Raw genomic sequence first — 24,538 nt, forward strand, 5'->3', positions numbered from 1 at the left:
AGGGTCAGTTCCCGGTGACCCGCTGGAGCGCGGCCACGACCTCTTCGGTCCTTGCGATGGCCGCCCGCTCCAGCACCTTGCTGATGCTGGGCGAGGACTCGCCGGCCTGGACGCGCTCCACCGGCTGGTCCAGCCAGTCGAAGTAGCGGCGCTGGATCTCGTCGGACAGCCAGCCGCCGTAGGAGGTGCCGATGGGGCCCTGCTCGGCGATGAGCACGTTGTTGGTCTTGCGGATGCTCTCGCCGAGGGTGTCCCAGTCGAGACTGGCGCGGTCCAGCCAGCGCAGGTCGATGACCTCGGCGTCCAGGCCCAGCTGTTCGACGGCCTCCAGTACGTAGTTGGTCATCGCGAGGTACGTCACGACGGTGAGCCGGGATCCGCTGCGGCGCACGGCCGCCCTTCCCACGGGCAGGCAGTAGTCGAAGTCGTCCACCGGGCCCGGACCGACCGAGCCGTACAGGTCGGTGTGTTCCAGTACGACGACCGGGTCCTTGCAGGTCAGCGCGGAGTTCATCAGACCGACGTAGTCGAAGGGCGTGGACGGGGCGACGATCCGCCAGCCGGGGGCCGTGGCGAGGATTCCCGCCGGGTCCATGGAGTGCTGGGAGCCGTAGCCGGTGCCCATGGCGACCTTGCTGCGCAGGACGAGCGGGACGCCGGTGCCCTGTCCGTCGCCGCCGAACATGTGCCGGGCCTTGCCGATCTGGTTGAAGATCTGGTCGGCCGCGACCCACATGAAGTCGGCGTACATGAACTCCACCACCGGCTTGTACCGGCCGTCGAGCGCGATGCCGCCGGCGAGCCCGGCGAAGGCGTTCTCGCTGATCGGTGTGCCCAGGACACGGTCCGGGTGGGCCTCGGCCAGCCCCTTGGTCGCGCCGTTGGTGCCGCCCTTGAGCCGGTGCACGTCCTCGCCCATGACGACGACCGACGAGTCCTCGGCCATGCGCCGGCTCATCACCTCCGCCACGACGTCGATGAACTTCCGCTGTTCCAGGCGCCCTTGGAAGCCGTCATTGCCGGTGCCGGTGCCGGCGAGGCGTACGCCCTCGAACTCGCTGAGGTCGCCCCGTACGCCGATGTCGCGGAAGGACGGATCGGGCCATTCGGAGGGCCTGATGCGACGGGTGCCCGGCTTGCCGTCGGGGTCGGGCTCCAGCAGTTCGTCGCCGATGGCGGCCATGACCGCCTTGGCCCGTGCGGTGCACTCCTCGATCTCATCGGCGCTCAGGACGCCGTTCTCGACGAGCTGACGCGAGACGAGGGCCAGCGGGTCGCGGGCCCGCCACTCCTTCTCCTCGTCCTTGGTGCGGTAGCCGAACGCGCTGCCCGGGAACGGGCCGTTCTGGTGGAAGTAGCGGTAGACCTCGGCCTCGACGATGGTCGGGCCGTGGCCCGCGCGCATGTGGTCCACGGCCTCGCTCATGGCGAGGTACACGGAGAGCGGATCCATGCCGTCCACACGCCAGCTGGGGATGTTGAAGCCCAGACCACGCGCCGAGAGCCGGGGCTCGGCCGTCGCCTCGTCCACGTGGGTGGAGACGGCGTACTTGTTGTTCTCGATGAAGAAGCAGACCGGCAGCTTCCAGGCGGCGGCGAGGTTCATCGTCTCCAGCACGGAGCCGATGTTGACCGCGCCGTCCCCGAAGTAGCTCACCGAGACGGCATCGGTGCCGGCCTGCCGCGCCGACCAGGCGAACCCCGCGGCCTGCGGCACGCCGCCGCCGACGATCGCGTTGGTGCCCATGGCCCCGGCCTCGCGCCACTGCAGATGCATGGATCCTCCCCGGCCCCGGCAGAAGCCCCTGGCCAGACCGCAGATCTCGGCCAGGCTGCGCTGCAGGACGGTCCGCACACCCTCGTCGACGGGGCGGCGCAGGTCGATCCCGCCGGGCGCGACGTATCCCAGTGCCTTGGCCAGGAACTGGTGGTGCCCCCGGTGCGAGCCGCCGACGAAGTCGGCACCGGTCAGCGGCAGCACGGAGCCGACGGCGCCGCCCTCCTGGCCGATGCTGGAGTGCGCCGGCCCATGGACCAGCCCCTGACCCGCCAGGTCGAGGACGTACTCCTCGAAGGTCCTGATCAGCAGGGTCTGGGTGAACATCGAGGTCAGCAGCCGCGGGTCAGCGCCGAGCCAGTCCTTCTTGGTCGCCGTCACCTCGGTCCAGGGTGAGGCGGGGGCCAGTTTCCGGTGTGTGGGCATGAGCACTCTCCTGTGTGATTCGGAGAGCACTGTCGCAGCGAATGGATCCATAGCCAATACCTCGTTACCGGAACGTTACGTTCAGATTTCAGGTATGTCCATTGACTACGGCACCTACGGCGGCGCAATGTGAGACGCATGGCGGAGAAATGGATCCATTCCACAAGTGACCGGGGGCAGGGACTTCCCGGGCTGGCCGGTGTCGAGCACATCGGCTTCACCGTTCCCGACCTCGAGGAGGCGACCCGCTTCTTCGTGGAGGTGATCGGCTGCGAGCACGTCTACTCGCTCGGCCCGTTCCGCTCCGGCGGCACCTGGATGAGCGACCACCTCGGCGTCCACCCGCGCGCCGTGATGCGCGAGCTGCGCTTCTTCCGCTGCGCCGGCGGTCCGAACTTCGAGATCTTCGAGTACGAGGCCCCCGGACAGGAGAAGCGACCGCCGCGCAACAGCGATGTCGGCGGCCACCACCTCGCCTTCTACGTCACCGACCTCGACGCCGCCGTGGCGCACCTGCGGCAGCACGGCGTACGGATCCTGGGCGAACCCACGGCCAGCTCGGGCCCGAGCGCGGGGCAGCGCTGGGTCTACTTCCTCACGCCCTGGGGGATGCAGCTGGAGCTGGTCTCCTACCCGGGAGGCAAGCAGTACGAAGCCGACTCACCGGTACGGCTGTGGCAGCCTTCCGTCTGAACACGCTGCCGCGCACCGCACCAGGGAGAGCCATGTCACGCAAGCCGACCACCGGATCCGAACCGTCCGGATCCAGTACGTCCGGGTCCAGTGCAGCCGTCGCCAGCCAGCGCGTCGCGGACCATCTGCGTGCCGCCATCCTGAGCGGTGAGCTGCGCCCCGGCGCACGGATCATGCAGGAGCAGGTCGCCGCCCAGCTCGGCGCCAGCCGGCTGCCCGTACGCGAGGCCCTGCGGATACTGGCGGCCGAGGGTCTGACCGTCGTGAAGTCCAACAGCGGCGCCTGGGTCTCCAGGATGGACATGGCGGAGTGCGAGGGCGTCTACAAGATCCGCGAACGCCTGGAGCCGCTCGCCCTCAGCGAGAGCGTTCCGAACCTGACCCCCGAGCAGGTCGCCGAACTGGAGACGATCGCCCGGCAGATCGAACTCACCGCCGACGTGGACCGCTTCCTTGCCCTGGACCGCCGTCTGCACCTGCTCACCTACGCCGGCTGCCGCGTCGCCCAGATCACCACCATGGTCGACCGGTTCTGGAACACCACCCAGCACTACCGCCGTGCCTTCGCCCGGCTCGCGGGCGACAGCGGCTGGGAGCTGATCCACGCCGAACACCGCCTGATCATCGAGGCGATCAAGCGGGCCGACACCGTCGACGCCGAACGCTTTCTCACCGGCCACATCCGCCGTACGCGGCTGGAACTGGCCCAGCATCCCGAACTGTTCACAGAGGACGACCATGACAGTGACCACGCAGCAGACTGACGCACGCCCCTTCGAGGGCCGGACCCTCCTCCTGTCCGGCGCGGGCGGCGGCATCGCCCGCGAAGTGGCCCGCCAGTTCCACGCGGCCGGCGCCGACCTGGTGCTCGGCGACCTGAACGCCGGGGCACTGGAGGAGTTCGCCGCGACGCTCGACCCCACGGGCGCGACCGTGATCACCCGCACCCTGGACGCCGCCTCGCCGGAGAGCAACAACGCGTTCGTCGCCGCCGCGGTCGAGACGTACGGCTCCGTCGACTTCCTCGTACCGGCCGCCGGGATCTATCCGGAGCAGGCCGTAGCCGACATGACCGACGAGCAGTGGAACGCCGTCATCTCGGTCAACCTCAACGGCGTCTTCTATCTCACCCGCGCCGTGCTGCCCCACCTCAACGAGGGCGGCAGCATCGTCAACCTGACCTCCATGGCCGGTCACCGCGGCAGCGTCCGGCACGCGCACTACGCGGCGACCAAGGGCGCACTGCTCGCCTTCTCCCGCAGCCTCGCCTGGGAACTCGGCTCCAGGGCACGGATCAACATGGTCTCGCCCGGCATCATCGAGACCTCCATGACCCGCGACTACGTCGCCGCCCGCGGCGACACCGCTCTCGCCACCACCCCCCTCGGCCGCCTGGGCAGGCCGGACGAAGTGGCCTCCGTCGTCACCTTCCTGTGCTCGCCCGCGGCAAGCTTCGTGCAGGGCGAGGTCATCCATGTGAACGGCGGAATGCACATGATCTGAGCAGGACCGAGAACACCGGTGGGAGGAGCGGCAGTGCGAGCGGGAACGGAGCGGAACATGACGACGGAAGCGGCGATCTACCCCGACCTCAGCGGCAGGTCCGTATGCGTCACCGGCGCCGCGCGAGGCCTGGGTCTGGCGATGGCCGGCGCGTACGTACGCGCCGGCTGCCATGTGCTGCTGCTCGACATCGACGGTGACGAACTGGACCGGGTACGGCCCGCACTGGCCGCCGGCCGCCCCGGCCAGGTGATCGCGACGGCCACCGCCCCGGTGAGCGACCAGGACGCGGTGACGGCGGCACTCACCTCGTTCACCGCCCGGACGGGAGAGCTGTCCGTCATGGTCGCCAACGCCGGCGTGTCCGCCAACGCGCCCTCCCTCGATCTCGAACTGGACCGCTGGAACACCGCGTTGGACGTCAACCTCACCGGAGTCTTCGTCTGCGCACGCGCCGCCGCCCACATCATGCGTGAGGGCGACGGAGGCGTCGTCCTCACCACCTCGTCGATGTACGGGGTGACCGCCGGGCCCGAACGCGCCGCGTACTGCGCGACCAAGGCCGCCGTCGCCGCCCTCACCAAGGTCCTGGCCGTCGAGTGGGCCCCCTTCGGTATCCGGGTCAACGCGCTCGCGCCCGGGTACGTCGAGACCGACCTGCTGACCCGGCTCTCCGACGCCGGGCGGCTCGACACACAGGCGCTGCGCCGCCGGACCCCGCGCGGCCGCCTGGGCACCGCGCAGGACATCGCGCATCTCGCCCTCTTCCTGTCCTCCGGGGTGTCCGCGAACATCACCGGCCAGGTGATGGTCAGCGACGGCGGCTGGACCGCCGACGGATACGCGGTGGCACCGAGCTGACCGGAGGCGGGGCCGCGCCACGCCGACGGGGCCGGCTGATCTAAAGTGCTCAGGCCAATTCCCGGACCGCGAACCTGAGAAGGAATCACGGATTATGCCCACTGAGACGTTCGAGTTTCAGGTGGAAGCGCGACAGCTTCTGCAGATGATGATCCACTCGATCTACTCGAACAAGGACGTGTTCCTGCGTGAACTCGTCTCCAACGCCTCCGACGCGCTCGACAAACTGCGGCTCGAAGCACTGCGCGACGACTCGCTCGACGCGGACGTGTCAGACCTCCACATCGCCATCGAGACCGACCGGCAGGCCCGCACACTGACCGTGCGGGACAACGGCATCGGAATGTCTCACGACGAAGTGGTCCAGCTCATCGGGACCATCGCGAACTCGGGCACCGCGAAGTTCCTGCGGGACTTCAAGGAGGCCGAGTCGACCGCCGCGGCCGAAGGGCTGATCGGTCAGTTCGGCGTCGGGTTCTACTCCAGCTTCATGGTGGCCGACGAGGTCACACTGCTGACCCGGCGCGCGGGTGAGAGCCAGGGCACCCGGTGGACGTCGACCGGTGAGGGCACGTACACGATCGAAACCGTCGACAGCGCCCCCCAGGGGACCGCCGTCACACTCCGGCTCAAGCCGGAGGACACCGACGACCAGCTCCACGACTACGTCTCCCCGTGGAAGATCAGGGAGATCGTCAAGCGGTACTCGGACTTCATCACCTGGCCCGTCCGGATGGCCCCCGAGGCGGCCGACGGCGCGGACGGTGCGGAAGGGGCCGATGACGCCCCGCGCGAGCCCGAGACGCTCAACTCGATGAAGGCCCTGTGGGCGCGCTCGCGCGACGAGGTCACCGACGACGAGTACCACGAGCTGTACAAGCACATCAGCCACGACTGGAGCGCTCCGCTGGAGACCATCCGTCTCCAGGCGGAAGGCACCTTCGAGTACCAGGCGCTGCTCTTCATCCCGTCGCACGCACCCCAGGACCTGTTCATGCAGGGGTACCAGCGCGGCATCCAGCTCTATGTGAAGCGCGTCTTCATCATGGACGACTGCGAAGCGCTGATGCCGCCGTACCTGCGCTTCGTCAAGGGTGTGGTCGACGCGCAGGACCTGTCGCTCAACGTGTCGCGCGAGATCCTCCAGCAGGACCGCCAGATCCAGTTGATGCACCGGCGGCTGGCGAAGAAGGTGCTGTCGACCGTCAAGGACATGATGTCCGCCGAGCCGGAGCGGTACGCCACGTTCTGGCGGGAGTTCGGCCGGGTCCTCAAGGAAGGGCTGCTGAGCGACTTCGAGAACCGCGAGGCGATCCTCGGTGTCTCGTCCTTCGCCACGACCCACGACAAGGACGAGCCGACCACGCTGCGGCAGTACGTGGAGCGGATGAAGGACGGCCAGGAGCACATCTTCTACCTGACGGGCGAGTCCCGGCAGGCCATCGAGAACTCCCCGCACATGGAGGCCTTCCGCGCCAAGGGCGTCGAGGTGCTGCTGCTCACCGACCCCGTCGATGAGGTGTGGGTCCAGGCGGAGCCCGCCTTCGACGGCAAGCAACTGCGGTCCGTCGCCAAGGGCGAGGTCGACCTCGGCACCGAGGAGGAGAAGAAGGAGGCCGCGACCGAGCGCGAGGGCCGGCAGCAGGAGTACTCGGATCTGCTCGGCTGGATGACCGACCGGCTGAGCGGGACCGTCAAGGAGGTGCGGCTCTCCTCGCGCCTCACCGTCTCGCCCGCCTGCATCGTCTCCGACATGCACGACGTGACGCCGGCCCTGGAGAACATGTACCGCGCCATGGGCCAGGACGTTCCCCAGGTCAAGCGCATCCTCGAACTCAACCCGGGGCACCCGCTGGTCAGCGGCCTCAACCGGGCGCACGCCGAACGCGGTGAGGGGGACGGCACCGGTCTCCAGGAGACGGCCGAGCTCCTCCACGATCTGGCGCTGCTGGCCGAGGGCGGCGAACTGGGCGACCCCTCGCGCTTCGTCAGGCTGATGGCCGACCGCCTCGAACGCACCCTGTGAACGCGACCGCTCCCGCACGCCCGGGAGCGGTGCACAGGAGCTGACGGCCCCGGCCGCTGTCGGTGCGTCGGCACCGGCAGCGGCCGGCCGTCGCGCGTGCCGCCGGGACCGCTCCGCCGGTGGCGGCGAGGTGATCCGGATGCGAACCGCGCGGTCCGGAGCGAGGATCGAGGTACGGGCAGTGGCCCGGCTGCGCCCCGACTCCCAGAGGGTCGGCTCCCTTCCCCGGCGCTCCGGTCCGCTCCCCGGCCGCCGTCGCGTCCGGCGCCCGCGCGCCCTTCCGGCTCGGGCGCCTCTTCCGCTCAGGGCCCGGTACGCGGTGCGATCTCGGCGATCAGGCCCTCGACCAGGACCTTGATCGCGTCGCGGACGGGGCGGACGGCCTCGACGCCCTGTCCGGCCGGATCGTCGAGCTTCCAGTCCAGGTAGCGCTTGCCGGGGAAGACCGGGCAGGTGTCGCCGCAGCCCATGGTGATGCACACGTCGGACTCACGGACGGCGTCGATCGTGAGGATCTTCGGAGTTTCGGCGGAGATGTCGATGCCGACCTCGGCCATCGCCTCGACGGCCGCCGGGTTCACGGCGTCGCCGGGGGCGGAGCCGGCGGAGCGGACCTCGACGCGGTCCCCGGCCAGGTGGGTCAGCCAGGCGGCGGCCATCTGGGAGCGGCCGGCGTTGTGGACGCAGACGAACAGGACGGACGGCTTGCCGGAGGACTCGGCCATGTTGATCGTTTCTCTCGTCGCGGGGCGGGAACGGCCACCATTGATATCAGTCCCTGCTGGTACCAGCGGGTGGTGATGTGAAAGTATCAGTGCATGATGACTTCAGTCGATCCTGATCTGATCCGGGTGCTGGGCGATCCGCTCCGCCTCCGGATCGTGACCCTGCTGGCCCGCGAGACGCTCTGCACGACGCATCTGGTCGAGGAGACCGGGGCGAAGCAGACCAACCTCTCCAACCACCTGAAGGTGCTGCGCGAGGCCGGCGTGGTGGAAACCGAACCGTGCGGCCGCTTCACCTACTACCGACTGCGCCCCGAGGTACTGGCCGGTCTCTCCGAGCAGTTCGCCGCGCTGGCCGAGTCCGCCCGCAGCGCCGCCGGGAAGAAGCGGGCCTGCCCGTGACCTCCACCGAACCCACCACCACCGCCCCGGCGGGCGGCGACGACTCGATCGTCGGAAAGCTCTCCACCCTCGACCGCTACCTCGCGGTGTGGATCCTGCTCGCCATGGCCATCGGCCTGAGTCTGGGGCGGCTGATCCCCGGGATGAACGACGCGCTGGCGAGGATCGAGGTCGGCGGGGTCTCCCTGCCGATCGCGCTCGGCCTGCTCGTCATGATGTACCCGGTCCTTGCCAAGGTCCGCTACGACAGACTCGACACCGTGACCGGCGACCGCCGACTGATGGTGTCCTCGCTGGTCATCAACTGGATCGTCGGACCGGCGGTCATGTTCGCCCTGGCGTGGATCTTCCTGCCCGACCTGCCCGAATACCGCACCGGCCTGATCATCGTCGGCCTCGCGCGCTGCATCGCCATGGTCATCATCTGGAACGACCTCGCCTGCGGCGACCGCGAAGCAGCCGCCGTACTCGTCGCGCTCAACTCCGTCTTCCAGGTCTTCGCCTTCGGCCTGCTCGGCTGGTTCTACCTCGACCTGCTGCCCAGGTGGCTGGGCCTGGGCGACGGTCAGGGGCTGGACGTACCGGTGTGGCACATCGCCCTCAACGTCGTCGTGTTCCTCGGCATCCCGCTGCTGGCCGGCTTCCTCACCCGCCGCATCGGCGAGCGGAAGGCGGGCCGCGAAGGTTACGAGCAGCGGTTCCTGCCGAGGATCGGCCCCTGGGCCCTGTACGGGCTGCTCTTCACGATCGTCGTCCTGTTCGCGCTCCAGGGGAGGACGATCACCTCGCAGCCCCTGGACGTGGTCCGGATCGCGCTGCCGCTGCTCGTCTACTTCGCGGTCATGTTCTTCGGCACCTTCCTGCTCGGCAAGGCCCTCGGGCTGGCTTACGACCGCACGGCGACACTGGCGTTCACCGCGGCGGGCAACAACTTCGAACTCGCCATCGCCGTCGCCATCGCGACCTTCGGCGTCACCTCCGGCCAGGCCCTGTCAGGCGTCGTCGGCCCGCTCATCGAGGTGCCCGTCCTGATCGGCCTCGTGTACGTGTCCCTGGCCTGGCGCAAGAGGTTCACGACGCGGAAAGACGAGTGGCACACGGACACGCGGTCCGCATAGCTTGGGCGCCCGTGACACCGCCGCGTCGGCGATGGTCGTCGCGGCGGTCGGCATGGGCCTGCTCGTCCCTTCCCTCACCGTGCTGTCCCTCGCCCACGCCCCGACCGGCCGGCAGGGCTATGCCAGCAGCGCGATACAGACCAACCAGAATCTGGGCCAGATCCTGGTTCTCGGCGTCGCCTCCGCTGTGTTCAACGCGTTCCTCGGCGCCGGCTCGGACGACCACGTCGGCTACGCCGCCGCCTTCGGGCTGCTGCTGGTGCCGGGCACCTGGCCGCCGCGCTCGCCACCCGGGCCCGCGGGGCGTTGAGACCGGACGGACGGGATTCGCGGACCGATGCCCGCGGCGCGGCTCAGGGCCGCTGGTCGAGACCCGCGCCGAGCGGCGGCTGCGGGGCGTCGAGCAGCGAGGTGTCCACCTCGCCGACGCCCCAGCCGTACGCCAGCTTGTGCACCTCCAGCACGAAGAACGAGTCGGTGGAGACGATCCCGTCGATCAGGTGCAGCCTGCGGTTCATCAGGTCGGTGAAGTGGTCGGTGTCCCGGCAGATCACCTCCGCCATCACATCGTAGTTGCCCGCCGTCATGATGACGTAGGAGGTCTCGGGCAGCTCCCGCAGCCGTCGGCAGACCTCCGGGGCGGTGCCCGGCGCGACCCGGATGCCGACCATGGCGAACCTGTCGAAGCCGATGGTCAGCGGGTTCGCGATGCCGACGATCTGGAGGGTGCCGTTCTCCTCCATGCGCTGTACGCGGTAGCGCACGGAGGAGGCCGGAATGTCCAGTTCCTCGGCGATCTGGCTGTACGGGCGGCGGCCGTCCGCCTGGAGTGCGGCGATGATCTGGCGATCGGTGTCGTCCAGCGGGCTGCCACCCAGCGTGCTCATGCTGTTGCTCCGGCTCTCATGTACGGCCCGCCACGGTGTGCGGGCCTGGATCTTCGGTCGTACGCCCCTATCCTGCCCGGCTCAGGAATCGAAGCCGAGGCCGAGCCGGTCCAGGGTGCGCAGCCACAGGTTGCGGTGGCCGTGGGTGTCCTCGCGTGCCATGGACCACCGGGTGGCCTCGACGCCCAGATAGCGGACCGGCTCCGGGGGGAAGGGAACCGGCGGGCGACGGATCATCGCGGGCCGCAGCCGCTCGGTCTGCCGGCCGGACAGCAGGTCCAGCATGACCTGGGCGCCGAAGCGGGTGGCGCCGACACCGAGTCCGGTGAAGCCGAGGGCGTACGAGATCCGCCCGCGTGCGGCGGTGCCGGCGAACATGCAGAAGCGGGTGGTGGAGTCGATGACACCGCCCCAGGAGTGCGAGAAGCGGACGTCGGCGAGGGAGGGAAAGGCTTCGGCGAACTGGGCGGCGAGGGTGTCGAAGGTGGCCGGGCGCTGGGTGAGGTGCTCGTCGACCCGGTTGCCGTAGTGGTAGATGGCGTCGTAGCCGCCGAAGAGGATGCGGTCGTCGTCGGTCTTGCGGAGATAGTGGAACTGGTTGCCCGCGTCGGTGATGCCGTGGTCGCCGCTCCAGCCGATGGCGGCCAGCTGGTCGGAGTTCAGGGGCTCGGTGGTCAGGGCGTAGTCGTAGACGGGGATCATGCTGAGCGAGAGGCGCTTGAGCAGGGGCCGGTAGATGTTGGTGGCCAGGCCGACCTGCCGGGCGCCGACCGCCGCGTACGGGGTCGCGAGCTGGATCCGGCCCGCATGACGGGTGGACAGCGCGGTGACCTCGGTGTGTTCGGCGATACGGACTCCGAGGTCCAGGCAGGCGGCGCGCAGTCCCCAGACGAGCCTGGCGGGGTCGAGGAGCGCGTAGTCGGGGGACCAGAGACCGGCGGTCCAGATCGGGGAGTCGACGTAGGACCGCAGCTCCTCGCGGTCCAGCAGCCTGGTCTGTTCGCCGTACTGGTGGGCGAGGGTGTGGGCGTTGCCGAGCCCTGCCGCCTGCCAGGGGGTGGCGGCCACGGTGACCTTGCCGCTGCGGACGAATCCGCAGTCGATGCCGTGGGTGTCCAGGTCGCGTTCGAAGGCGTCGAAGTTCTCCATGCCCAGGCGGTGCAGCAACCGGGCCTCGGCGGGCCAGCGTTCGCCGCCGTTGACGAGGCCGTGGGTGATGCTGGGCGAGCAGAAGCCGCCGTTGCGGCCGCTGGCCGCGTGGCCGCAGGTGTTCTGTTCGAGAACGAGGACATCGCGTTCGGGGTGGGCGCGCTTGGCGAGCAGCGCGGTCCACAGCCCGGTGTAGCCGCCGCCGACGACGGCGAGGTCGCAGGTGGTGTCGGAGGTCAGTCGGGGCAGCGGTGCGGGGTGCTCGGGCCGGTCGAGCCAGTAGGGGGCGGCCTTCGTGTCGCGCAGGCGGCTGCGGTGGTCGGTGGGGCGCGGGGCGGCGGTGTTCATGTGATGGGGTACCTCGTTGCCGGCGGGGTGGGGCGGCGCGGGCCGGGGCCCCGACGCCGGTCGGAGCCCCGGCCCGCGGACGGTGGTCGGGCGCGGGGCGGTCAGAGACTGATGACGCCGGTGCGGGTGTCGGTCATGTCCATGAGCGTCCACTTGCCGCCGATCCGGCCCCAGCCGGTGGAGCGGTTGCCGGCGCCGCCGAAGGGCATGTTGATGTCCCACCAGTTGTTGCTCTCGTTCACGATGACCTGGCCGACGGCCATTTCCTCGATGAAGCGGAAGGCGGAGGTCATGCTCCGGGTGAAGACGGCGCCCTGGAGGCCGAGCTTGTCGTCGTTGGCGATGCGCAGCAGATCGTCCTCGTCCCGGCCCGTGATGATCGGCACGACCGGTCCGAAGGACTCCTCCCGGGACAGCAGGCTGTCCTCCGGTACCCCGTCCACCACGGTGAACTCGTAGTAGAGGTCGGTGGGGTGGCCGGAGGCGCGCTTCCCGCCGAGCAGGATGCGCGCGCCGCGCTCGCGGGCGTCGGCCATGTGACGGTCCATCTTGGCCGCGACGCCCTCGTTGTTGAGCGGGCCGAGGACGGTCTTGGGGTCGAACGGGTCGCCGAGCGTGATGCGCTGGGCCTCGCGCAGCACGGCCTCGACGAACTCGTCGTGGATGTCGGCGTGCACGATGACACGTTCGGTGGCGCAGCAGACCTGTCCGGCGCACGGGTAGGCGCCGTCGACGGCGGCCTTGGCGGCGGCCTCGATGTCGGCGTCGGCGAGGACGACGAGCGGGCCGTTGCCGGAGCACTCCATGATGGAACGCTTGAGTCCGGCGGCGGACTGGATCTTCGCCCCGGTCGCGGTGGAGCCGATGAAGCCGATCGCGTGGATGCCCTCGTGACGTACCAGGGCGTCGCCCGTGTCGCCCTCGCCGGGCACGATGTTGACGAGGCCGTCCGGCAGCCCGGCGGCGACGAACGCCTCCATCGCCTTGAGGACGGTGAGCGGGGTGTTGGCCGGCGGCTTGACCACATGGGCGTTGCCGGTGGCCAGGCCGGGGGCGACGAACTCGGCCAGCATCAGCAGCGGGAAGTTCCACGGCGTGATGATGCCCCAGGTGCCGACCGGGCGGTGGAAGGTGAACATCCGCTTGGTGTTGTCGGTGGAGGGCAGCGTTTCGCCGTGCAGTCGTACGGCGTCCTCGGCGTGCAGGTGGAAGAGCTTGGCCGCTTCCTCGATGTCGGCTACGGACTCCGCGAGCGGCTTGCCCTGTTCCAGGGACTGGAGGCGGGCGAGTTCGTCCACGCGCTCGCTCAGCTCCGTACCGATGCGGTGACAGAGCTCGGCGCGGGTCCACACATTGGTCGCTGCCCAGGCCGGCTGGGCCTCGTTCGCGGCACGCACCGCGGCGTCGACATCGGCGGGCGCGGGCAGCGGGAAGGTGCCGACGAGTTCGCCCGTGGCGGGGCTGACGACCTCGTGGGTGGTCCCTGAGGTGCCGTCGGTGAAGGCGCCGTTGATGAAGAGCTGGTGCCGGTCGGCGGTCGGGGTGGTCATGCGTTGGCCTCTCTGTCCTGTCCTGACCGGGAAGAGGCGTGCCGGCTCGAAGCCGCGCCTGCCCGGGTCCGGTGCGAAGCGATGAATGGAGACTCGCTGAGCAACTAGGAACTGTCAAGACTGCTGGATCGGCGAATTTCAAAGTCAAACATTGCTGATTCGTGAGTATTGACAGGCGTTTTTCGCTTCATCTATAACCAGGACCCATCGACTCTCCTGCCTGCGCCCACCCTGAGGGGAACGCCATGTCATCCGAGCCACAGACCCCGGCACTGCCCAAGAAAATGAGCTGGTTCGACGGATTCGCGATGTCGCTGACCATGCCGGCGGCGCTCATCGCCTCACTCGGTGCCTCCATCGGCGGCCTCGGCGCCTGGGGCGCGATCGCCCTGTGGGCAGCCTCGATGGTGCTGGCCACCGCCACCAACTGGATCTACACCGAACTGGCCGCGATGTTCCCCGACTCCTCCGGCGGGATCGCGCACTACGCGACCGAGGGCTGGAAGAAGCGGGCGCCCGTGGTGGGCCCGATCGCGAGCATCGGCTACTGGTTCCCCTGGACGACCGCGCTCGCCGTCTACTCCGGACTCATCGGCTCCTTCGTCCAGGCCCAGTGGTTCCCCGGCCAGGACTGGAGCGCGGAATTCGGACCGGTGAAGGTGGACTTCCCGATAGCCGTCGGCCTGGTCGTGATGCTGCTGCTGTTCGGCGCCGCGATGATCGGCCTGCACGTCGCCATGTGGGTCGTCTACGTCACCGGCGGAGCGCTGCTCGTACCGCTCGCCGTCTTCATCGTCATGCCGCTGTTCTCCGGTGACTGGAGCGCACAGGGCCTGCACTGGAACCTGCACGGCGCCTCGGGACTGCGCGAGGCGCTGGTGTGGCTGTACGTCATGGCGTGGACCTCGTTCGGGGTGGAGGTGTGCGCGACCTTCGCCCCCGAGTACAAGGACACCGTGCGCGACACCACCCGGGCGTTGCGCGCCGGTGTGCTGTTCTCCCTCGGTGTCTTCGTCCTGCTTCCGCTGACCCTGTCCGGATACGTCGGTGAGAAGACCATCGGCGCGGAACCCACCACCTTCTTCGTCGGCGCCTTCCAGGACCTGGTGGGCGGCGCCGCCGACCTCATGGTGGTCTTCCTCATCGCGTCGCTGCTGCTCATCATGATCACCGGTCTCGCCGATGGCTCCCGGGTGCTGTACGAGATGGGCAAGTCGGGGCTCACCATCAAGCAGGTGGGGGTGCTGAACAGGCGCGGCGTACCGGCACGGGCTCTGCTGGTGGCCCTGGTGCTCAACGTCTTCGTGCTGACGGTGCTTCAGACCCCGCTGGCCATCATCGTCACCGGCAACCTCGGCTACATCCTCACGCACGTCCTGGCGGTCTCCGGCTTCGCGCTGCTGCGCAAGGACCGGCCCGACGCCGTGCGGCCCATCCGGCTGCCCGGGTTCTTCGTACCACTGGCCTGGGCGCTCGCCGGGTGCCTCACCGTGGTGCTGGTGGTGGGCGCGACCGGCTTCTCCATCACCGGCTACGGCGGCTACACCGAACTGGGCGTCGCGCTCGCCGTCCTGGTGGCGGCCGTACTCCTGTGGCTGTACCGGATCAAGGTGCAGGACCGGCGCGCCACCGAAGACCGTCGGGCCTGACGGCCATCGGCGTACGAACAGCGGAAGCGCGCCGAAATCAGGCGGAAAGCCGTCCTGTGGGCGGGGCACGGACATCCCTAGGCTCGGCCCCATGCGTGTACTTTTCGCCTCGACCCGCGGATCGGGCCACTTCCACCCACTCATCCCCTTCATCGACGCGTGCACGGCACGGGGCGACGACGTCCTCGTCGTCGCCCCACCGGCACTCGAAGCGTTACTGGCGTCCCGGAAACAGCCGTACCGCATCGGCGGGGAGCCGCCCCAGGAGGAACTCGCGCGGGTCATGGAGCGCGCACTGGCACTGTCACCTGAGGACGGCGTCGCCGTGATGGTCGGGGAGGTGTTCGGCCGGCTCGGCACCGCCGCGATGCTTCCCGCGCTGGAGGAGGCCTGCCGCGACTGGCGGCCCGACCTCGTCCTGCACGAGACGTTCGAGTTCGCTTCGGTGATCGCCGCCGAGCGCCACGGAATCCCGCATGCCCGGGTCGCGGTCTCCGCCGCGCGGTTCACCGGGTCCACCGACCATCTGCTGGGCCCCATGCTCGACCCGTACGGCCCCGGCATCGCCGAGCGGCTCCTCGCCGCCCCGTATCTGTCCCGCCTGCCCGCTTCCCTGGACCCCTCGCCGTACGCCGCGACCCGCCGCTACCACGAAGACCTCCGGCAGGAGACGCTGCCGGACTGGTGGGACGGGGCGGCGGAGCCGCTGGTCCATGTCACCCTCGGCACCGAGGCGGGCGCCCTGCCGACCGCGACCGGCCTGTACCGCGCGGTTGTGGAGGCGGTGAGCGTACTGCCGGTGCGCGTACTGCTCACGACCGGGCACCGCATCGACCCGGCGGACCTCGGACCGCTGCCGCCCCGTGTCCACGCGGAGCCGTGGGTGCCACAGGCGGACGTCCTGCGCAGCGCCTCCCTCGTGGTCTGCCACGGCGGCTCGGGGACGGTCTACGGAGCCCTCGCGGCCGGCGTCCCCGTGGTCTGCGTCCCCCTCTTCGCGGACCAGCCGGAGAACGCCCGGCTGGTGACCGAGGCAGGGGCGGGGGCGGCCGTCACCCCGACCGGCGGCCCGGTGAACGAGCCGCCGGTGCTGGGCCCCGACGACGTACGGAGCATCCGCGCGGCCGTCGAACGCGTCCTCGGCGAACCCGCATACCGTGCGCGGGCCCAGTCCCTGGCCGACGAGGTGCGGACCACCGCCACGGCCGCGGAACTGCTCGCCGCCCTCGAACCGTGACCCCGGGCCACCACCGGGCCGCCGGCCCGCACGCCCGTACGGTGGGTGTCGCCGCCCCGTGGTGCTGCCGCGGCGCACGGGCGGGCATGGGAAGGAGATGGCCCGAGTATCCGCACCCGTGATCGAGCTCGTCCGGCGTACGACCGAGCCCGTCGGGGCGCAGACCCTGCGTTCCACGGCGGCTGCGGTCATCGCCTACGTCGTGGCGGTGTGGGCCCTGCCGCATCCCGCACCGCTCACGGCCCCGCTCACCGCGCTCCTCGTCGTGCAGGTCACTCTCTACTCGACCCTCACCACGGGCATCCGCCGGGTGAACTCGGTCGTGGTCGGGGTGCTCATCGCCACCGCGCTCAGCGCGCTGGTGGGCCTGAACTGGTGGAGCCTCGGGCTGACGATCTTCGCCTCGCTGATCATCGGGCGGCTGGTGCGCGTCGGCGAGTTCGTACCCGAGGTGGCGATCAGCGCGATGCTCGTGCTGGGAGTCTCGCAGGTCGCGTCCACCGCCTGGGACCGGGTGCTGGAGACCCTGATCGGCGCCGGAGTGGGGCTGCTGTTCAACCTGCTCCTCGCACCTCCCGTGTGGGTGCAGCCCGCCGGCGCCTCCATCGACGGCCTGGCCCACGAGATGGGGCGGATGCTCCGCGCGATGGGCCAGGACGTGAGCGGGCACATCACCGTCGAACGGGCGGCCGACCGGCTCCACGCCGCCCGCCGCCTGGACCACGACATCGTGGAGGTCGACGCCTTGCTGCGGCAGGCCGAGGACAGCCTCACACTCAATCCGCGCGTCCGGCAGGGACTGCTGTACCGGGTCGTGCTGCGCACCGGTCTGGACACCCTGGAGATCTGCGCCGTGGTGCTGCGGGTGCTCTCGCGCACCCTCACCGACCTGGCCAAGGCCCGTACCGACGAGACACTGTTCCCCGCCGATGTGGCCGAGTCGCTGACAGAGCTGTTCGGCCGGATGGCCGGTGCCGTCGAGAGCTTCTCGGAGCTGATCACCACTCCGCTCGCGGAGAACGCCGAGGAGGCGGAGGACCGGCTGGCACAGGCACTCGCCGTCAGCCGTGCGACCAGGGACCGGGTGGCCGATCTGCTCCTCGAAGACGTCCAGGAACACCCCAGGCAGTGGCAGTTGCACGGCGCGCTGCTCGCCGAGGTCGACCGGATCCTGGACGAGCTCGACATCGACAAGCGCACGGAACGCCTCGGCAAGGAGCTGGACCGGCGCTCCGCGCAGCTCCACGAACGCCATCCCTGGCTGCGCGCCGTGTCACGCCGACTGGGAGCCGGGCAGAGCTGACGGCGGGACCTGCGGCGGGCCCGAGGACGGTGCCGGCGCGGGCGTCATCCGGAGGCCGGCAGGCGCTCGACGGCGACCAGCGCGGCATCGTCCCCCAGGCGACCGCCCGCATGGCGCGACAGGTCGGCGCACAGCGACTCCAGCAGGGCGTCGGGACCCGCGCCGCACCACGAGGCGGCCCGTTCCCGCAGCGGATAGAAGTTCCCCGCCCGGTCCCGGGACTCGATGACACCGTCGGTGTACAGGAGCAGGGTGTCACCGGCCTCGAAGCCGAACGTCTCCGCGGTGTGTTCCGTGATCACCAGACGCGCCAGACCGAGCGGCGGGGCCGGCGCCCGCACCGCGAGCGGGATCACCTCGCCCGCGCGCAGCAGCAGCGGCGGCGGATGACCGCAGCTGACCAGGTGGAGCTCGGCGGCGTCGTCGGGGATGTCGAGGACGGCCGCGGTGACGAAGGACTCCGCGAGGTCCGGATCACCTCCGGCGTTCTCGTCCCCGTTGTCGTGCGCGGGGTCCTCCGGGTCCGGGGCGATGCTCGTCTCCAGATGGGCCACCAGTTCGGGCAGGAGCCACCGCTGGCGGGAAAGAGCGTGGAACGCGCCCAGGACGCTGGCCGCCTCACCGATCGCGGCGAGCCCCTTGCCGCGCACATCGCCGATGATCAGACGGGTGCCTCCCATGGTGCGGGCGGCGGCGTAAAGATCGCCGCCGATCTGCGCCTCCGCCTCCGCCGCCAGATAGACCGAGGAGATGCGCAGCGGGCCGCTCCGTCCGGGCAGCGGCCGAAGCACCACGCGCTGCGCCGCCTCGGCCACCGAACGCAGCTGGGTCACGGCCCGCTCGTTGCGGACTCTCAGGTGGGCGAAGAAGGTGACGCAGACGGAGATGAGGACGAGCGCGATGATCTGGTAGGTGTGGTTGAGGTCGTTGAGACTGGTGCGCACGGTGGCCACCAGTGCCTGTGCCAGCACGGCGACCACGCCGACGAAGGCGGTCATGCGGGGCCCGGTGAACGAGGCGGCAATCGCGGGCGCCGCCACCAGGAACGGGCCGAGATGGACATCCGGCGGTGCGTTGACATCGACCACCGTGACGGCGGCGATCAGCGCGAACGGAATCGCCAGGAGCGCGTTCCTGTGCCTTCGGGACTCACGGATCGACTCCAGGAAGCGCGGGGAAGCCATGCTTCCGGGATACCTCACCCGGTCCGTCTGCGCTCCTCGTACGGCTGCCGAGCGGCCGGGCGGGCCGGCGCGGGCGCAGCCGGCCGCGGGTTTCCCGTGCGGCCGGCTGCGATCGATGCGGAACGGAGGCCCGGGTCGGAGATTCCCGGGGGCCGGGGTGCCTATGGAACCAGCAGGGAGTCCGACAGGCGGGGCGACGGCGGCGCGGCGCCGTCGAGCGCCGCGGAGTGCAGCGCGGCGTGCTCCTCGCGGGAGACGACCGACCGGCCGCCGCAGACCGTGAGCCGGTTCCCCCGCGGGGTCGTCCACCGCACCTCGGCGCGGTCACCGGCCACGCCCAGCTGCGGATCCGGCGCGGGCCGCGCATCCTGCTCCGCACCGGACGGCACGAGGGACAGGGTCCCCGCGGCGAAGGTGTCGCCGAGCTCCGCCCAGTCCAGCTCGGCCGGGGTCGTGCTCTCGAACAGGACCACTTCGATCCGCACCCCGTCGGCGTGCGGGACCAGCCGGGCCGTGGGCGTACGGCCGCCGAAGGCGCCCCCGGCGAGCCGGAAGTCCAGCCGCGCCGTCCCCAGGTCGACTTCGATGCCGCCGTCGATCGCGGATTCCTCCGCCACGGGCGGCGCACCGACCAGGTCCACCACCAGACGCAGCGACCGCGCCCGGAACCGGTCGCCCGGCTGGATCATGTCGAGGTGGTGGTGCCGGTCGCCGGCCGGGCAGGCGAAGCCGGCGAGCCAGGCCACGTGCGGGCCGCTCTGCACGGCGGAGAGCACCCCCGAGGCGAAGTCGAAGTCCTCCGCGCCGTCGTCCTTCATCAGATGGAAGTGCAGATGTCCGGATGTCCCGTCCGGGCGCACCCAGTGGCCGAACAGCGGCCGGCGCTGGAGCCAGGTGTCCTGGTGGTTCACGCTGCCCAGGGTGGTGACCGGATCCAGCCAGGTGGTGCCGGTCTCCGGGGCCGGGCTCTCGGCGAACAGCTCCCGGTGCTCGTGCGCGCTCTCCAGCTCCAGCAGCCGGGGCCGGACCCAGTCGGGCATCCGGTAGTCCACGCAGGAGTCCAGCCCGGTCGACATCTCGCCCCGGACCGGGCGGGGCTCCGGCGCGCCGAGCAACCCCCCGACCGCCTTCGCCAGGAACGGCGGCACACCCAGGTCGTTGCTGTAGCAGCGGGCCATCGGGCCGGAGAGCTGGCGGGTCGGCGGGTGCCAGCGGGCCAGGAAATGCAGCCAGAGACGGTCGTGCAGCCGGTCGTTGAGCTCCAGCACCTCCTCGTCGGTGACGTGATCCCTGATCAGGGTCAGGGTCTGGAGCACGACGCCCCAGTACGACGGGCTGTTGAACTCGGTGAAGCTGCCGGTGCCGTCGATGGCCTGCGAGAGCCGCACCATGCGGTCCTTGCCGTACGCGAACAGCTCCTCGTCGTCGAGGACCTTCCCGGCGGCGAGCGTCACGAACGTACCCATGACGGCGACGTTCGTGTACGTCAGGTGCACATTCCTGCGGACGATCGACGCGGCCGCGTGCCGCAGCGACTCGCGCAGTTCGTGCCGCACCTCGGCCGGCAGGGCATCGCCGTGGCGGGCGTGCACCAGCAGCAGGGCTATGCCGAGGAAGTCCGCCCAGTTCCAGTCGGCCGGAACCATCTCCGCCGCCGGTTCCTCGGCGTAGTAGCCCCAGATTCCGTAGGTGGCGTTCTCCGGTGACCGGTCCTGGAGCCCGGCGATCCGCAGGATCACGGAGTGGGCGCGCTCGGCGTCGCCCTCGGCGCCCCGTTCCAGCAACAGGAGGGCGTAGTGCAGGGAGTTGCGGGTGGGGTGCGCGGGGCCGCCCTTGATGTTGGTGTGGATGGGGTTGTACGGGGCTTCGACCTGCAGCAGGTTCGCCTCGGCGTCCCAGCAGCGATCGCCCTCGGCGAGGGCCGCTCGCAGCAGGGTTCGGTCGTACGCGGCGGCCGACCAGGCAGGGTGCACGGGATGTCCTCCAGCTCGCGATCGTCGGACCGACGATCTCCGTCAACGCTTGGGAAACGTTTTCCAGAGGCTAAGCCGACGTCAACGCTCCGGCAAGGGGCATGCGGTGGACTCCCGCCCAGAAGCCCGTACCTGACCCATTGACGCGGAGATATCGGGCGGTGCAAGGTGACCCCGGCTGGAAAACGCTTTCCAGCCGGTTTCCGGTCTGCCCTTGAATGGAGTCCCCGATGAGACCCTCCCTGCGCATCGCCCTGACGGGCGTCACCGCGGGTGCGCTCGTCAGCGTGCTTGCCTCGTGTTCCGGTTCCGGCAGCGACGCGGCCGGCGACGGCACGGTGACGATCACCGTCTCCGGGCGCCCGCCCGCCACCAACGCGGCCGCGCTCAAGACGTTCGACGCGCGGGTGGCGGAGTTCCAGAAGGCGAACCCCAAGATCAAGATCAAGACGAACGAGTACCAGTACGACCAGCAGAGCTTCCAGACCAAGGTGGGCGGCGGCACTCTGGAGACGATCGTACGGGTACCGCTGACCGAGATGTCGGGTCTGATCAAGCGCAGGCAGATCGCCGATCTCACCGCGGATTTCAAGACGCTGAAGCACAGCGAGGACTTCAACGACGTCGCGCTCGGGCCCGCGAAGGGCGTGGACGGCAAGCTCTACGGCATCCCCACCGAGGAGTACGCCCTCGGTCTGGTCTACAACCGGGACCTGTTCGAGAAGGCCGGACTCGACCCGGACAAGCCGCCGGCCAGCTGGTCCGAGGTCCGTACGGCGGCCAAGGCGATCTCCGAGAAGACCGACGCCACCGGATACGCGCAGATGACCAAGGAGAACACCGGCGGCTGGATGCTCACCGCGATGGCGTACTCCTTCGGCGACAGCATGCAGGAACAGTCCGGCGGCAAGTGGGCCAACACCTTCGAGCGTCCCGGCAGCGGCGCGGAGAAGGCGCTGAAGGCGCTGAAGGACATGCGCTGGACGGACGACTCGATGGGCAAGAACCAGCTGCGCAACATCACCGACATGGAGAAGGACTTCTCCGCCGGGAAGATCGGCATGACGATCGCCGGACCGAGCATGGTCGGCCACTACATCCAGCAGTACAAGGGCGACCCGAAGACCATCGGCCTCGGCGCCATGCCCGTCGACGGCACCAGCAAGCGGACCCTGGCCGGCGGCACCATCGCGGTGATCAGCCCGAGGGCCACTGAGCAACAGCGCGAGGCCGCGGCGAAGTTCATCGACTTCTACTACCTGTCCACCAAGTACGACGTCGGGCTCGCAGAGAAGGACGCGGTGGTCAAGAAGAAGGACGGTGCCGCCATCGGCGTGCCGACCGTGCCGTTCTACAAGCCGGCCATCGCCGATCCGGTCCAGGCCGCGGTCGACAAGCAGGCCAATGTGCCGATCGGGAACTTCGCCCCGTACAGCAGCACGCTCGGCGACTACGAACTGGCCATCGAGCCGCCCGTCGAGGCACAGAACGTCTACAAGGCCCTCGACAGCGCCGTACAGGCCGTACTGACCCGCCAGGACGCCGACCCGGCGGAGCAGCTGAAGAAGGCCGCGGCGCAGGTCAAGTCCCAGGTGGAGCGGGCGCAGAACTAGCGCCCCTCCCGGCAGCGGAGCGTCCGGTACATCAGGCAGTGAGCACAGCACGAGGAGAGGCGAGGAGACGTCAATGAGCAGGTCGCAAGCGCCTGCGGCGCCCGCCGGGAACCGCACCCAGAAGGACCGGACGAGGAAACAGCGTTCCGCCGACCCGTCCGCGGCCCGGCCACGGACCCCCGACGGGCCGCCGCGCACCGCCTCCCCGCATCGCGGCGGCCCGGTGGAACGCTTCGTCCGCTGGGTCAGGCAAGGAGGCGTCACCACCATCCTGTTCGGCCTGCCGATGGTGCTGTGCTTCGCCTACTTCTCGTGGTGGCCGATCGTCCAGAGCGTGCAGCTCAGCTTCCAGCAGACCAATCTGGTCGACCCCGCCACCTGGGTGGGGCTGGACAACTTCCGCCATGTGCTGGACGACCCGCTGCTGTGGAAGGCCGTCAAGAACACCGCGCTGTTCGCCGCGCTCGCCCTGGTGATCGGCTTCCCGGTGCCGCTCTTCCTCGCGGTGCTCATCGCCGAACTGCGGCGCGGCGGCACACTGTTCCGCGTCCTCGCCTACCTTCCGGTGGCGATCCCGCCGGTCGTGTCCGTCCTGTTGTGGAAGGTGTTCTACGACCCGGACGCCGGCCTGTTCAACCAACTGCTGGCCCATGTGGGCCTCGGCCCGTACCCCTGGCTGCAGTCGACCGACACCGCGATGCTGTCGATCGTCCTGGAAGCCACCTGGGCGGGCTTCGGCTCCACGGTGATCATCTACCTGGCGGCGCTCGGCTCCGTACCGGGCGAGCTGTACGAGGCCGCCGAGATCGACGCGGCGGGCATCTGGCGCCGGGTCTGGCACATCACCCTGCCGTCGCTGCGCGGGGTCATCCTGATCATGCTGCTGCTCCAGATCATCGGCACCCTGCAGATCTTCACCGAACCCTTCGTGATGACGGATGGCGGCCCGGAGGACTCCACACTCACCATCCTGATGCTGATCTACAACTACGCCTTCCAGAACGGCGACTTCGGAGCCGCGACCGCACTCAGCGTCATGCTGGCCCTCGTGCTCGGCGTGCTCTCGGCGATCTATCTGCGGGCGACGAGGAGCTGGAGCAACTGATGGCCGTACAGATCCCCCTTCGCACCCGCCGCAGGATCCGCCCCGAGGAGAGCGGACGCGGGCTCATATCCAGCGCCGACCGGCGGCGCACCTCCGTACGCCTCTCGCTCCGCTCCGTGCAGACCCTCTCGCTCCTGCTGCTGCTCGCCTTCGGGGCGGCGCCCCTCTACTGGACGTTCAAGGGCGCCGTCTCACCGACCCAGGAGCTGTTGCGCGACCCGCTGGCGCTCTGGCCCGGCCACCCGCAGTGGGACAACCTCTCCCGCGCCTGGGACGAACTCCAGGTCGGCCAGTACCTCTGGAACACCGTGGTCCTGGTCACCGGCTCGGTCGTCGCCCACCTCGTGGTCGCCACCACCGGCGGCTACGTCCTGTCCGTGCTGCGCCCCAAGTGGGCCGCGCCCGTACGGTGGATGGTGCTCGCCACCCTCTTCATCCCCGGCTCCATCTCCCTGGTGGCGCTCTACCTCACCGTGCTCGATCTGCCGGGCCTCGGCATCTCGCTCGCCAACAGTCCGTGGGGCGTCTGGCTGCCGCACGCGGCCAGCGCCTTCACCGTACTGATCGTGATGAAGTTCTTCGACGGCATCCCGCGCGAACTCTTCGAGGCCGCCAAGGTCGACGGCGCGGGTCCGTTCGTCATCTTCCGCCGGATCGTGCTGCCCATGTCGCGGCCGATCCTCGCGGTGGTGACCCTGCTGACGGTCATGAACTCCTGGAAGGACTTCCTCTGGCCACTGATCGTCATCCCGGACACCGAGAAGCAGCCCATCTCCGCCGCACTGCCGCGCCTCGCGGAAACGGCGGAGCAGTCGCTGCTCATCGCCGGGATGCTGCTCGCCATCCTGCCCCCGGTCGTGCTGTTCCTGATCTTCCAGCGGCAGATCGTGCGCGGCGGGGGAGGCTTCACCGGCCTCAAGGGATGAGCACCACCCGGGCACCGGCGCGGAACGCCTGTCCGCGTCGGCCGACGGCGGCAGCGGTGCACGCCGACGGCACACGGGCCGGT

The 24,538-nt window shown here is 69.9% G+C and carries 21 protein-coding genes; 14 read left to right on the forward strand and 7 right to left on the reverse strand.

What is annotated here, in order from left to right; all coding sequences use genetic code 11:
* Positions 1-4: 4 nt before the first annotated feature.
* Complete coding sequence (locus BT364_RS09020; protein WP_072484611.1) at positions 5-2,203, reverse strand: alpha-ketoacid dehydrogenase subunit alpha/beta; 2,199 nt, start codon at positions 2,201-2,203, stop codon at positions 5-7.
* Between the two features lie 138 nt (positions 2,204-2,341).
* On the opposite strand from BT364_RS09020, the gene BT364_RS09025 reads away from it, so the two are divergent.
* The 5 genes from BT364_RS09025 to htpG all read left to right on the forward strand — a co-directional run bounded on the left by BT364_RS09025 (position 2,342) and on the right by htpG (position 7,286).
* A complete protein-coding gene (locus BT364_RS09025; protein WP_072484612.1) occupies positions 2,342-2,896 on the forward strand; it encodes a VOC family protein in 555 nt (184 codons plus the stop codon).
* A 32-nt stretch (positions 2,897-2,928) separates the two neighbouring features.
* On the forward strand, positions 2,929-3,660 hold the full coding sequence (locus BT364_RS09030; RefSeq protein WP_072484613.1) for a GntR family transcriptional regulator: 732 nt from the start codon (positions 2,929-2,931) through the stop codon (positions 3,658-3,660).
* Positions 3,635-4,399, forward strand: coding sequence for an SDR family NAD(P)-dependent oxidoreductase (locus tag BT364_RS09035; RefSeq protein WP_072484614.1), 765 nt, complete (start codon positions 3,635-3,637; stop codon positions 4,397-4,399). The genes BT364_RS09030 and BT364_RS09035 overlap by 26 nt, the downstream gene beginning before the upstream one ends.
* Before the next feature lie 57 nt (positions 4,400-4,456).
* Positions 4,457-5,260 carry an SDR family NAD(P)-dependent oxidoreductase gene (locus tag BT364_RS09040; protein ID WP_072484615.1) on the forward strand — a complete coding sequence of 268 codons (804 nt, stop codon included), beginning with the start codon at positions 4,457-4,459 and terminating at the stop codon, positions 5,258-5,260.
* 94 nt (positions 5,261-5,354) lie between these two features.
* Positions 5,355-7,286, forward strand: a complete 1,932-nt coding sequence (htpG, locus tag BT364_RS09045) for a molecular chaperone HtpG (RefSeq protein ID WP_072484616.1) — start codon at positions 5,355-5,357, stop codon at positions 7,284-7,286.
* A gap of 302 nt (positions 7,287-7,588) precedes the next feature.
* On the opposite strand, the gene BT364_RS09050 is transcribed toward htpG, so the two are convergent.
* Complete coding sequence (locus BT364_RS09050; protein ID WP_072484617.1) at positions 7,589-8,011, reverse strand: arsenate reductase ArsC; 423 nt, start codon at positions 8,009-8,011, stop codon at positions 7,589-7,591.
* Positions 8,012-8,104: 93 nt separating this feature from the next.
* Between BT364_RS09050 and BT364_RS09055 the strand changes: the two genes are divergently transcribed.
* The 3 genes from BT364_RS09055 to BT364_RS09065 are packed head-to-tail and all read left to right on the forward strand — an operon-like array spanning position 8,105 to position 9,841.
* Positions 8,105-8,413: an ArsR/SmtB family transcription factor gene (locus BT364_RS09055; protein ID WP_072484618.1), complete on the forward strand. Its 309-nt coding sequence runs from the start codon at positions 8,105-8,107 to the stop codon at positions 8,411-8,413.
* Positions 8,410-9,531: an ACR3 family arsenite efflux transporter gene (gene arsB / locus BT364_RS09060; protein ID WP_072484619.1), complete on the forward strand. Its 1,122-nt coding sequence runs from the start codon at positions 8,410-8,412 to the stop codon at positions 9,529-9,531. The genes BT364_RS09055 and arsB overlap by 4 nt, the downstream gene beginning before the upstream one ends.
* Before the next feature lies 1 nt (position 9,532).
* Positions 9,533-9,841 (forward strand): hypothetical protein, encoded by a 309-nt coding sequence (locus tag BT364_RS09065; RefSeq protein ID WP_072484620.1) that lies wholly within the window; start codon positions 9,533-9,535, stop codon positions 9,839-9,841.
* 43 nt (positions 9,842-9,884) lie between these two features.
* Here BT364_RS09065 and BT364_RS09070 read toward each other — a convergent pair whose 3' ends face one another.
* The 3 genes from BT364_RS09070 to BT364_RS09080 all read right to left on the reverse strand — a co-directional run bounded on the left by BT364_RS09070 (position 9,885) and on the right by BT364_RS09080 (position 13,465).
* Positions 9,885-10,418, reverse strand: coding sequence for an Lrp/AsnC family transcriptional regulator (locus BT364_RS09070; RefSeq protein WP_072484621.1), 534 nt, complete (start codon positions 10,416-10,418; stop codon positions 9,885-9,887).
* A gap of 81 nt (positions 10,419-10,499) precedes the next feature.
* Positions 10,500-11,915 carry an NAD(P)/FAD-dependent oxidoreductase gene (locus tag BT364_RS09075; protein ID WP_079179364.1) on the reverse strand — a complete coding sequence of 472 codons (1,416 nt, stop codon included), beginning with the start codon at positions 11,913-11,915 and terminating at the stop codon, positions 10,500-10,502.
* Between the two features lie 101 nt (positions 11,916-12,016).
* Positions 12,017-13,465 carry an aldehyde dehydrogenase family protein gene (locus BT364_RS09080; RefSeq protein WP_072484622.1) on the reverse strand — a complete coding sequence of 483 codons (1,449 nt, stop codon included), beginning with the start codon at positions 13,463-13,465 and terminating at the stop codon, positions 12,017-12,019.
* 245 nt (positions 13,466-13,710) lie between these two features.
* On the opposite strand from BT364_RS09080, the gene BT364_RS09085 reads away from it, so the two are divergent.
* The 3 genes from BT364_RS09085 to BT364_RS09095 all read left to right on the forward strand — a co-directional run bounded on the left by BT364_RS09085 (position 13,711) and on the right by BT364_RS09095 (position 17,654).
* Positions 13,711-15,114 (forward strand): APC family permease, encoded by a 1,404-nt coding sequence (locus BT364_RS09085; protein ID WP_072484623.1) that lies wholly within the window; start codon positions 13,711-13,713, stop codon positions 15,112-15,114.
* Between the two features lie 91 nt (positions 15,115-15,205).
* Positions 15,206-16,351: a glycosyltransferase gene (locus BT364_RS09090; protein WP_072484624.1), complete on the forward strand. Its 1,146-nt coding sequence runs from the start codon at positions 15,206-15,208 to the stop codon at positions 16,349-16,351.
* A 97-nt stretch (positions 16,352-16,448) separates the two neighbouring features.
* Entirely contained in the window at positions 16,449-17,654 is a 1,206-nt protein-coding gene (locus tag BT364_RS09095; protein WP_072484625.1) for an FUSC family protein, read from the forward strand.
* Between the two features lie 44 nt (positions 17,655-17,698).
* Here the strand turns inward: BT364_RS09095 and BT364_RS09100 are convergent, their stop codons facing one another.
* Positions 17,699-18,838, reverse strand: a complete 1,140-nt coding sequence (locus BT364_RS09100; RefSeq protein WP_072484626.1) for a PP2C family protein-serine/threonine phosphatase — start codon at positions 18,836-18,838, stop codon at positions 17,699-17,701.
* Positions 18,839-18,999: 161 nt separating this feature from the next.
* The gene (locus BT364_RS09105; protein ID WP_072484627.1) at positions 19,000-20,811 is read right to left on the reverse strand and encodes a hypothetical protein; all 1,812 of its coding nucleotides are present in this window, start codon (positions 20,809-20,811) and stop codon (positions 19,000-19,002) included.
* 230 nt (positions 20,812-21,041) lie between these two features.
* On the opposite strand from BT364_RS09105, the gene BT364_RS09110 reads away from it, so the two are divergent.
* The 3 genes from BT364_RS09110 to BT364_RS09120 all read left to right on the forward strand — a co-directional run bounded on the left by BT364_RS09110 (position 21,042) and on the right by BT364_RS09120 (position 24,455).
* On the forward strand, positions 21,042-22,424 hold the full coding sequence (locus BT364_RS09110) for an extracellular solute-binding protein (RefSeq protein ID WP_072484628.1): 1,383 nt from the start codon (positions 21,042-21,044) through the stop codon (positions 22,422-22,424).
* Between the two features lie 73 nt (positions 22,425-22,497).
* On the forward strand, positions 22,498-23,529 hold the full coding sequence (locus tag BT364_RS09115; RefSeq protein ID WP_072484629.1) for a carbohydrate ABC transporter permease: 1,032 nt from the start codon (positions 22,498-22,500) through the stop codon (positions 23,527-23,529).
* Complete coding sequence (locus tag BT364_RS09120; protein WP_072484630.1) at positions 23,529-24,455, forward strand: carbohydrate ABC transporter permease; 927 nt, start codon at positions 23,529-23,531, stop codon at positions 24,453-24,455. The genes BT364_RS09115 and BT364_RS09120 overlap by 1 nt, the downstream gene beginning before the upstream one ends.
* The last annotated feature ends 83 nt before the right edge of the window (positions 24,456-24,538 follow it).

Source organism: Streptomyces atratus (assembly GCF_900119365.1).
GTDB lineage: Bacteria > Actinomycetota > Actinomycetes > Streptomycetales > Streptomycetaceae > Streptomyces > Streptomyces atratus_B.

What these genes read in the sequence shown, in the direction of transcription:
- htpG (WP_072484616.1), top strand. Translation starts at nt 5,355, where the DNA reads ATGCCCACTGAGACGTTCGAGTTTCAGGTGGAAGCGCGACAGCTTCTG.
- BT364_RS09100 (WP_072484626.1), bottom strand. Translation starts at nt 18,838, where the DNA reads ATGGCTTCCCCGCGCTTCCTGGAGTCGATCCGTGAGTCCCGAAGGCAC.
- BT364_RS09110 (WP_072484628.1), top strand. Translation starts at nt 21,042, where the DNA reads ATGAGACCCTCCCTGCGCATCGCCCTGACGGGCGTCACCGCGGGTGCG.
- BT364_RS09030 (WP_072484613.1), top strand. Translation starts at nt 2,929, where the DNA reads ATGTCACGCAAGCCGACCACCGGATCCGAACCGTCCGGATCCAGTACG.
- BT364_RS09020 (WP_072484611.1), bottom strand. Translation starts at nt 2,203, where the DNA reads ATGCCCACACACCGGAAACTGGCCCCCGCCTCACCCTGGACCGAGGTG.
- BT364_RS09050 (WP_072484617.1), bottom strand. Translation starts at nt 8,011, where the DNA reads ATGGCCGAGTCCTCCGGCAAGCCGTCCGTCCTGTTCGTCTGCGTCCAC.
- BT364_RS09085 (WP_072484623.1), top strand. Translation starts at nt 13,711, where the DNA reads ATGTCATCCGAGCCACAGACCCCGGCACTGCCCAAGAAAATGAGCTGG.
- BT364_RS09120 (WP_072484630.1), top strand. Translation starts at nt 23,529, where the DNA reads ATGGCCGTACAGATCCCCCTTCGCACCCGCCGCAGGATCCGCCCCGAG.
- BT364_RS09040 (WP_072484615.1), top strand. Translation starts at nt 4,457, where the DNA reads ATGACGACGGAAGCGGCGATCTACCCCGACCTCAGCGGCAGGTCCGTA.
- BT364_RS09115 (WP_072484629.1), top strand. Translation starts at nt 22,498, where the DNA reads ATGAGCAGGTCGCAAGCGCCTGCGGCGCCCGCCGGGAACCGCACCCAG.
- BT364_RS09095 (WP_072484625.1), top strand. Translation starts at nt 16,449, where the DNA reads ATGGCCCGAGTATCCGCACCCGTGATCGAGCTCGTCCGGCGTACGACC.
- BT364_RS09075 (WP_079179364.1), bottom strand. Translation starts at nt 11,915, where the DNA reads ATGAACACCGCCGCCCCGCGCCCCACCGACCACCGCAGCCGCCTGCGC.
- BT364_RS09080 (WP_072484622.1), bottom strand. Translation starts at nt 13,465, where the DNA reads ATGACCACCCCGACCGCCGACCGGCACCAGCTCTTCATCAACGGCGCC.
- BT364_RS09035 (WP_072484614.1), top strand. Translation starts at nt 3,635, where the DNA reads ATGACAGTGACCACGCAGCAGACTGACGCACGCCCCTTCGAGGGCCGG.
- BT364_RS09025 (WP_072484612.1), top strand. Translation starts at nt 2,342, where the DNA reads ATGGCGGAGAAATGGATCCATTCCACAAGTGACCGGGGGCAGGGACTT.
- BT364_RS09070 (WP_072484621.1), bottom strand. Translation starts at nt 10,418, where the DNA reads ATGAGCACGCTGGGTGGCAGCCCGCTGGACGACACCGATCGCCAGATC.
- BT364_RS09055 (WP_072484618.1), top strand. Translation starts at nt 8,105, where the DNA reads ATGATGACTTCAGTCGATCCTGATCTGATCCGGGTGCTGGGCGATCCG.
- BT364_RS09090 (WP_072484624.1), top strand. Translation starts at nt 15,206, where the DNA reads ATGCGTGTACTTTTCGCCTCGACCCGCGGATCGGGCCACTTCCACCCA.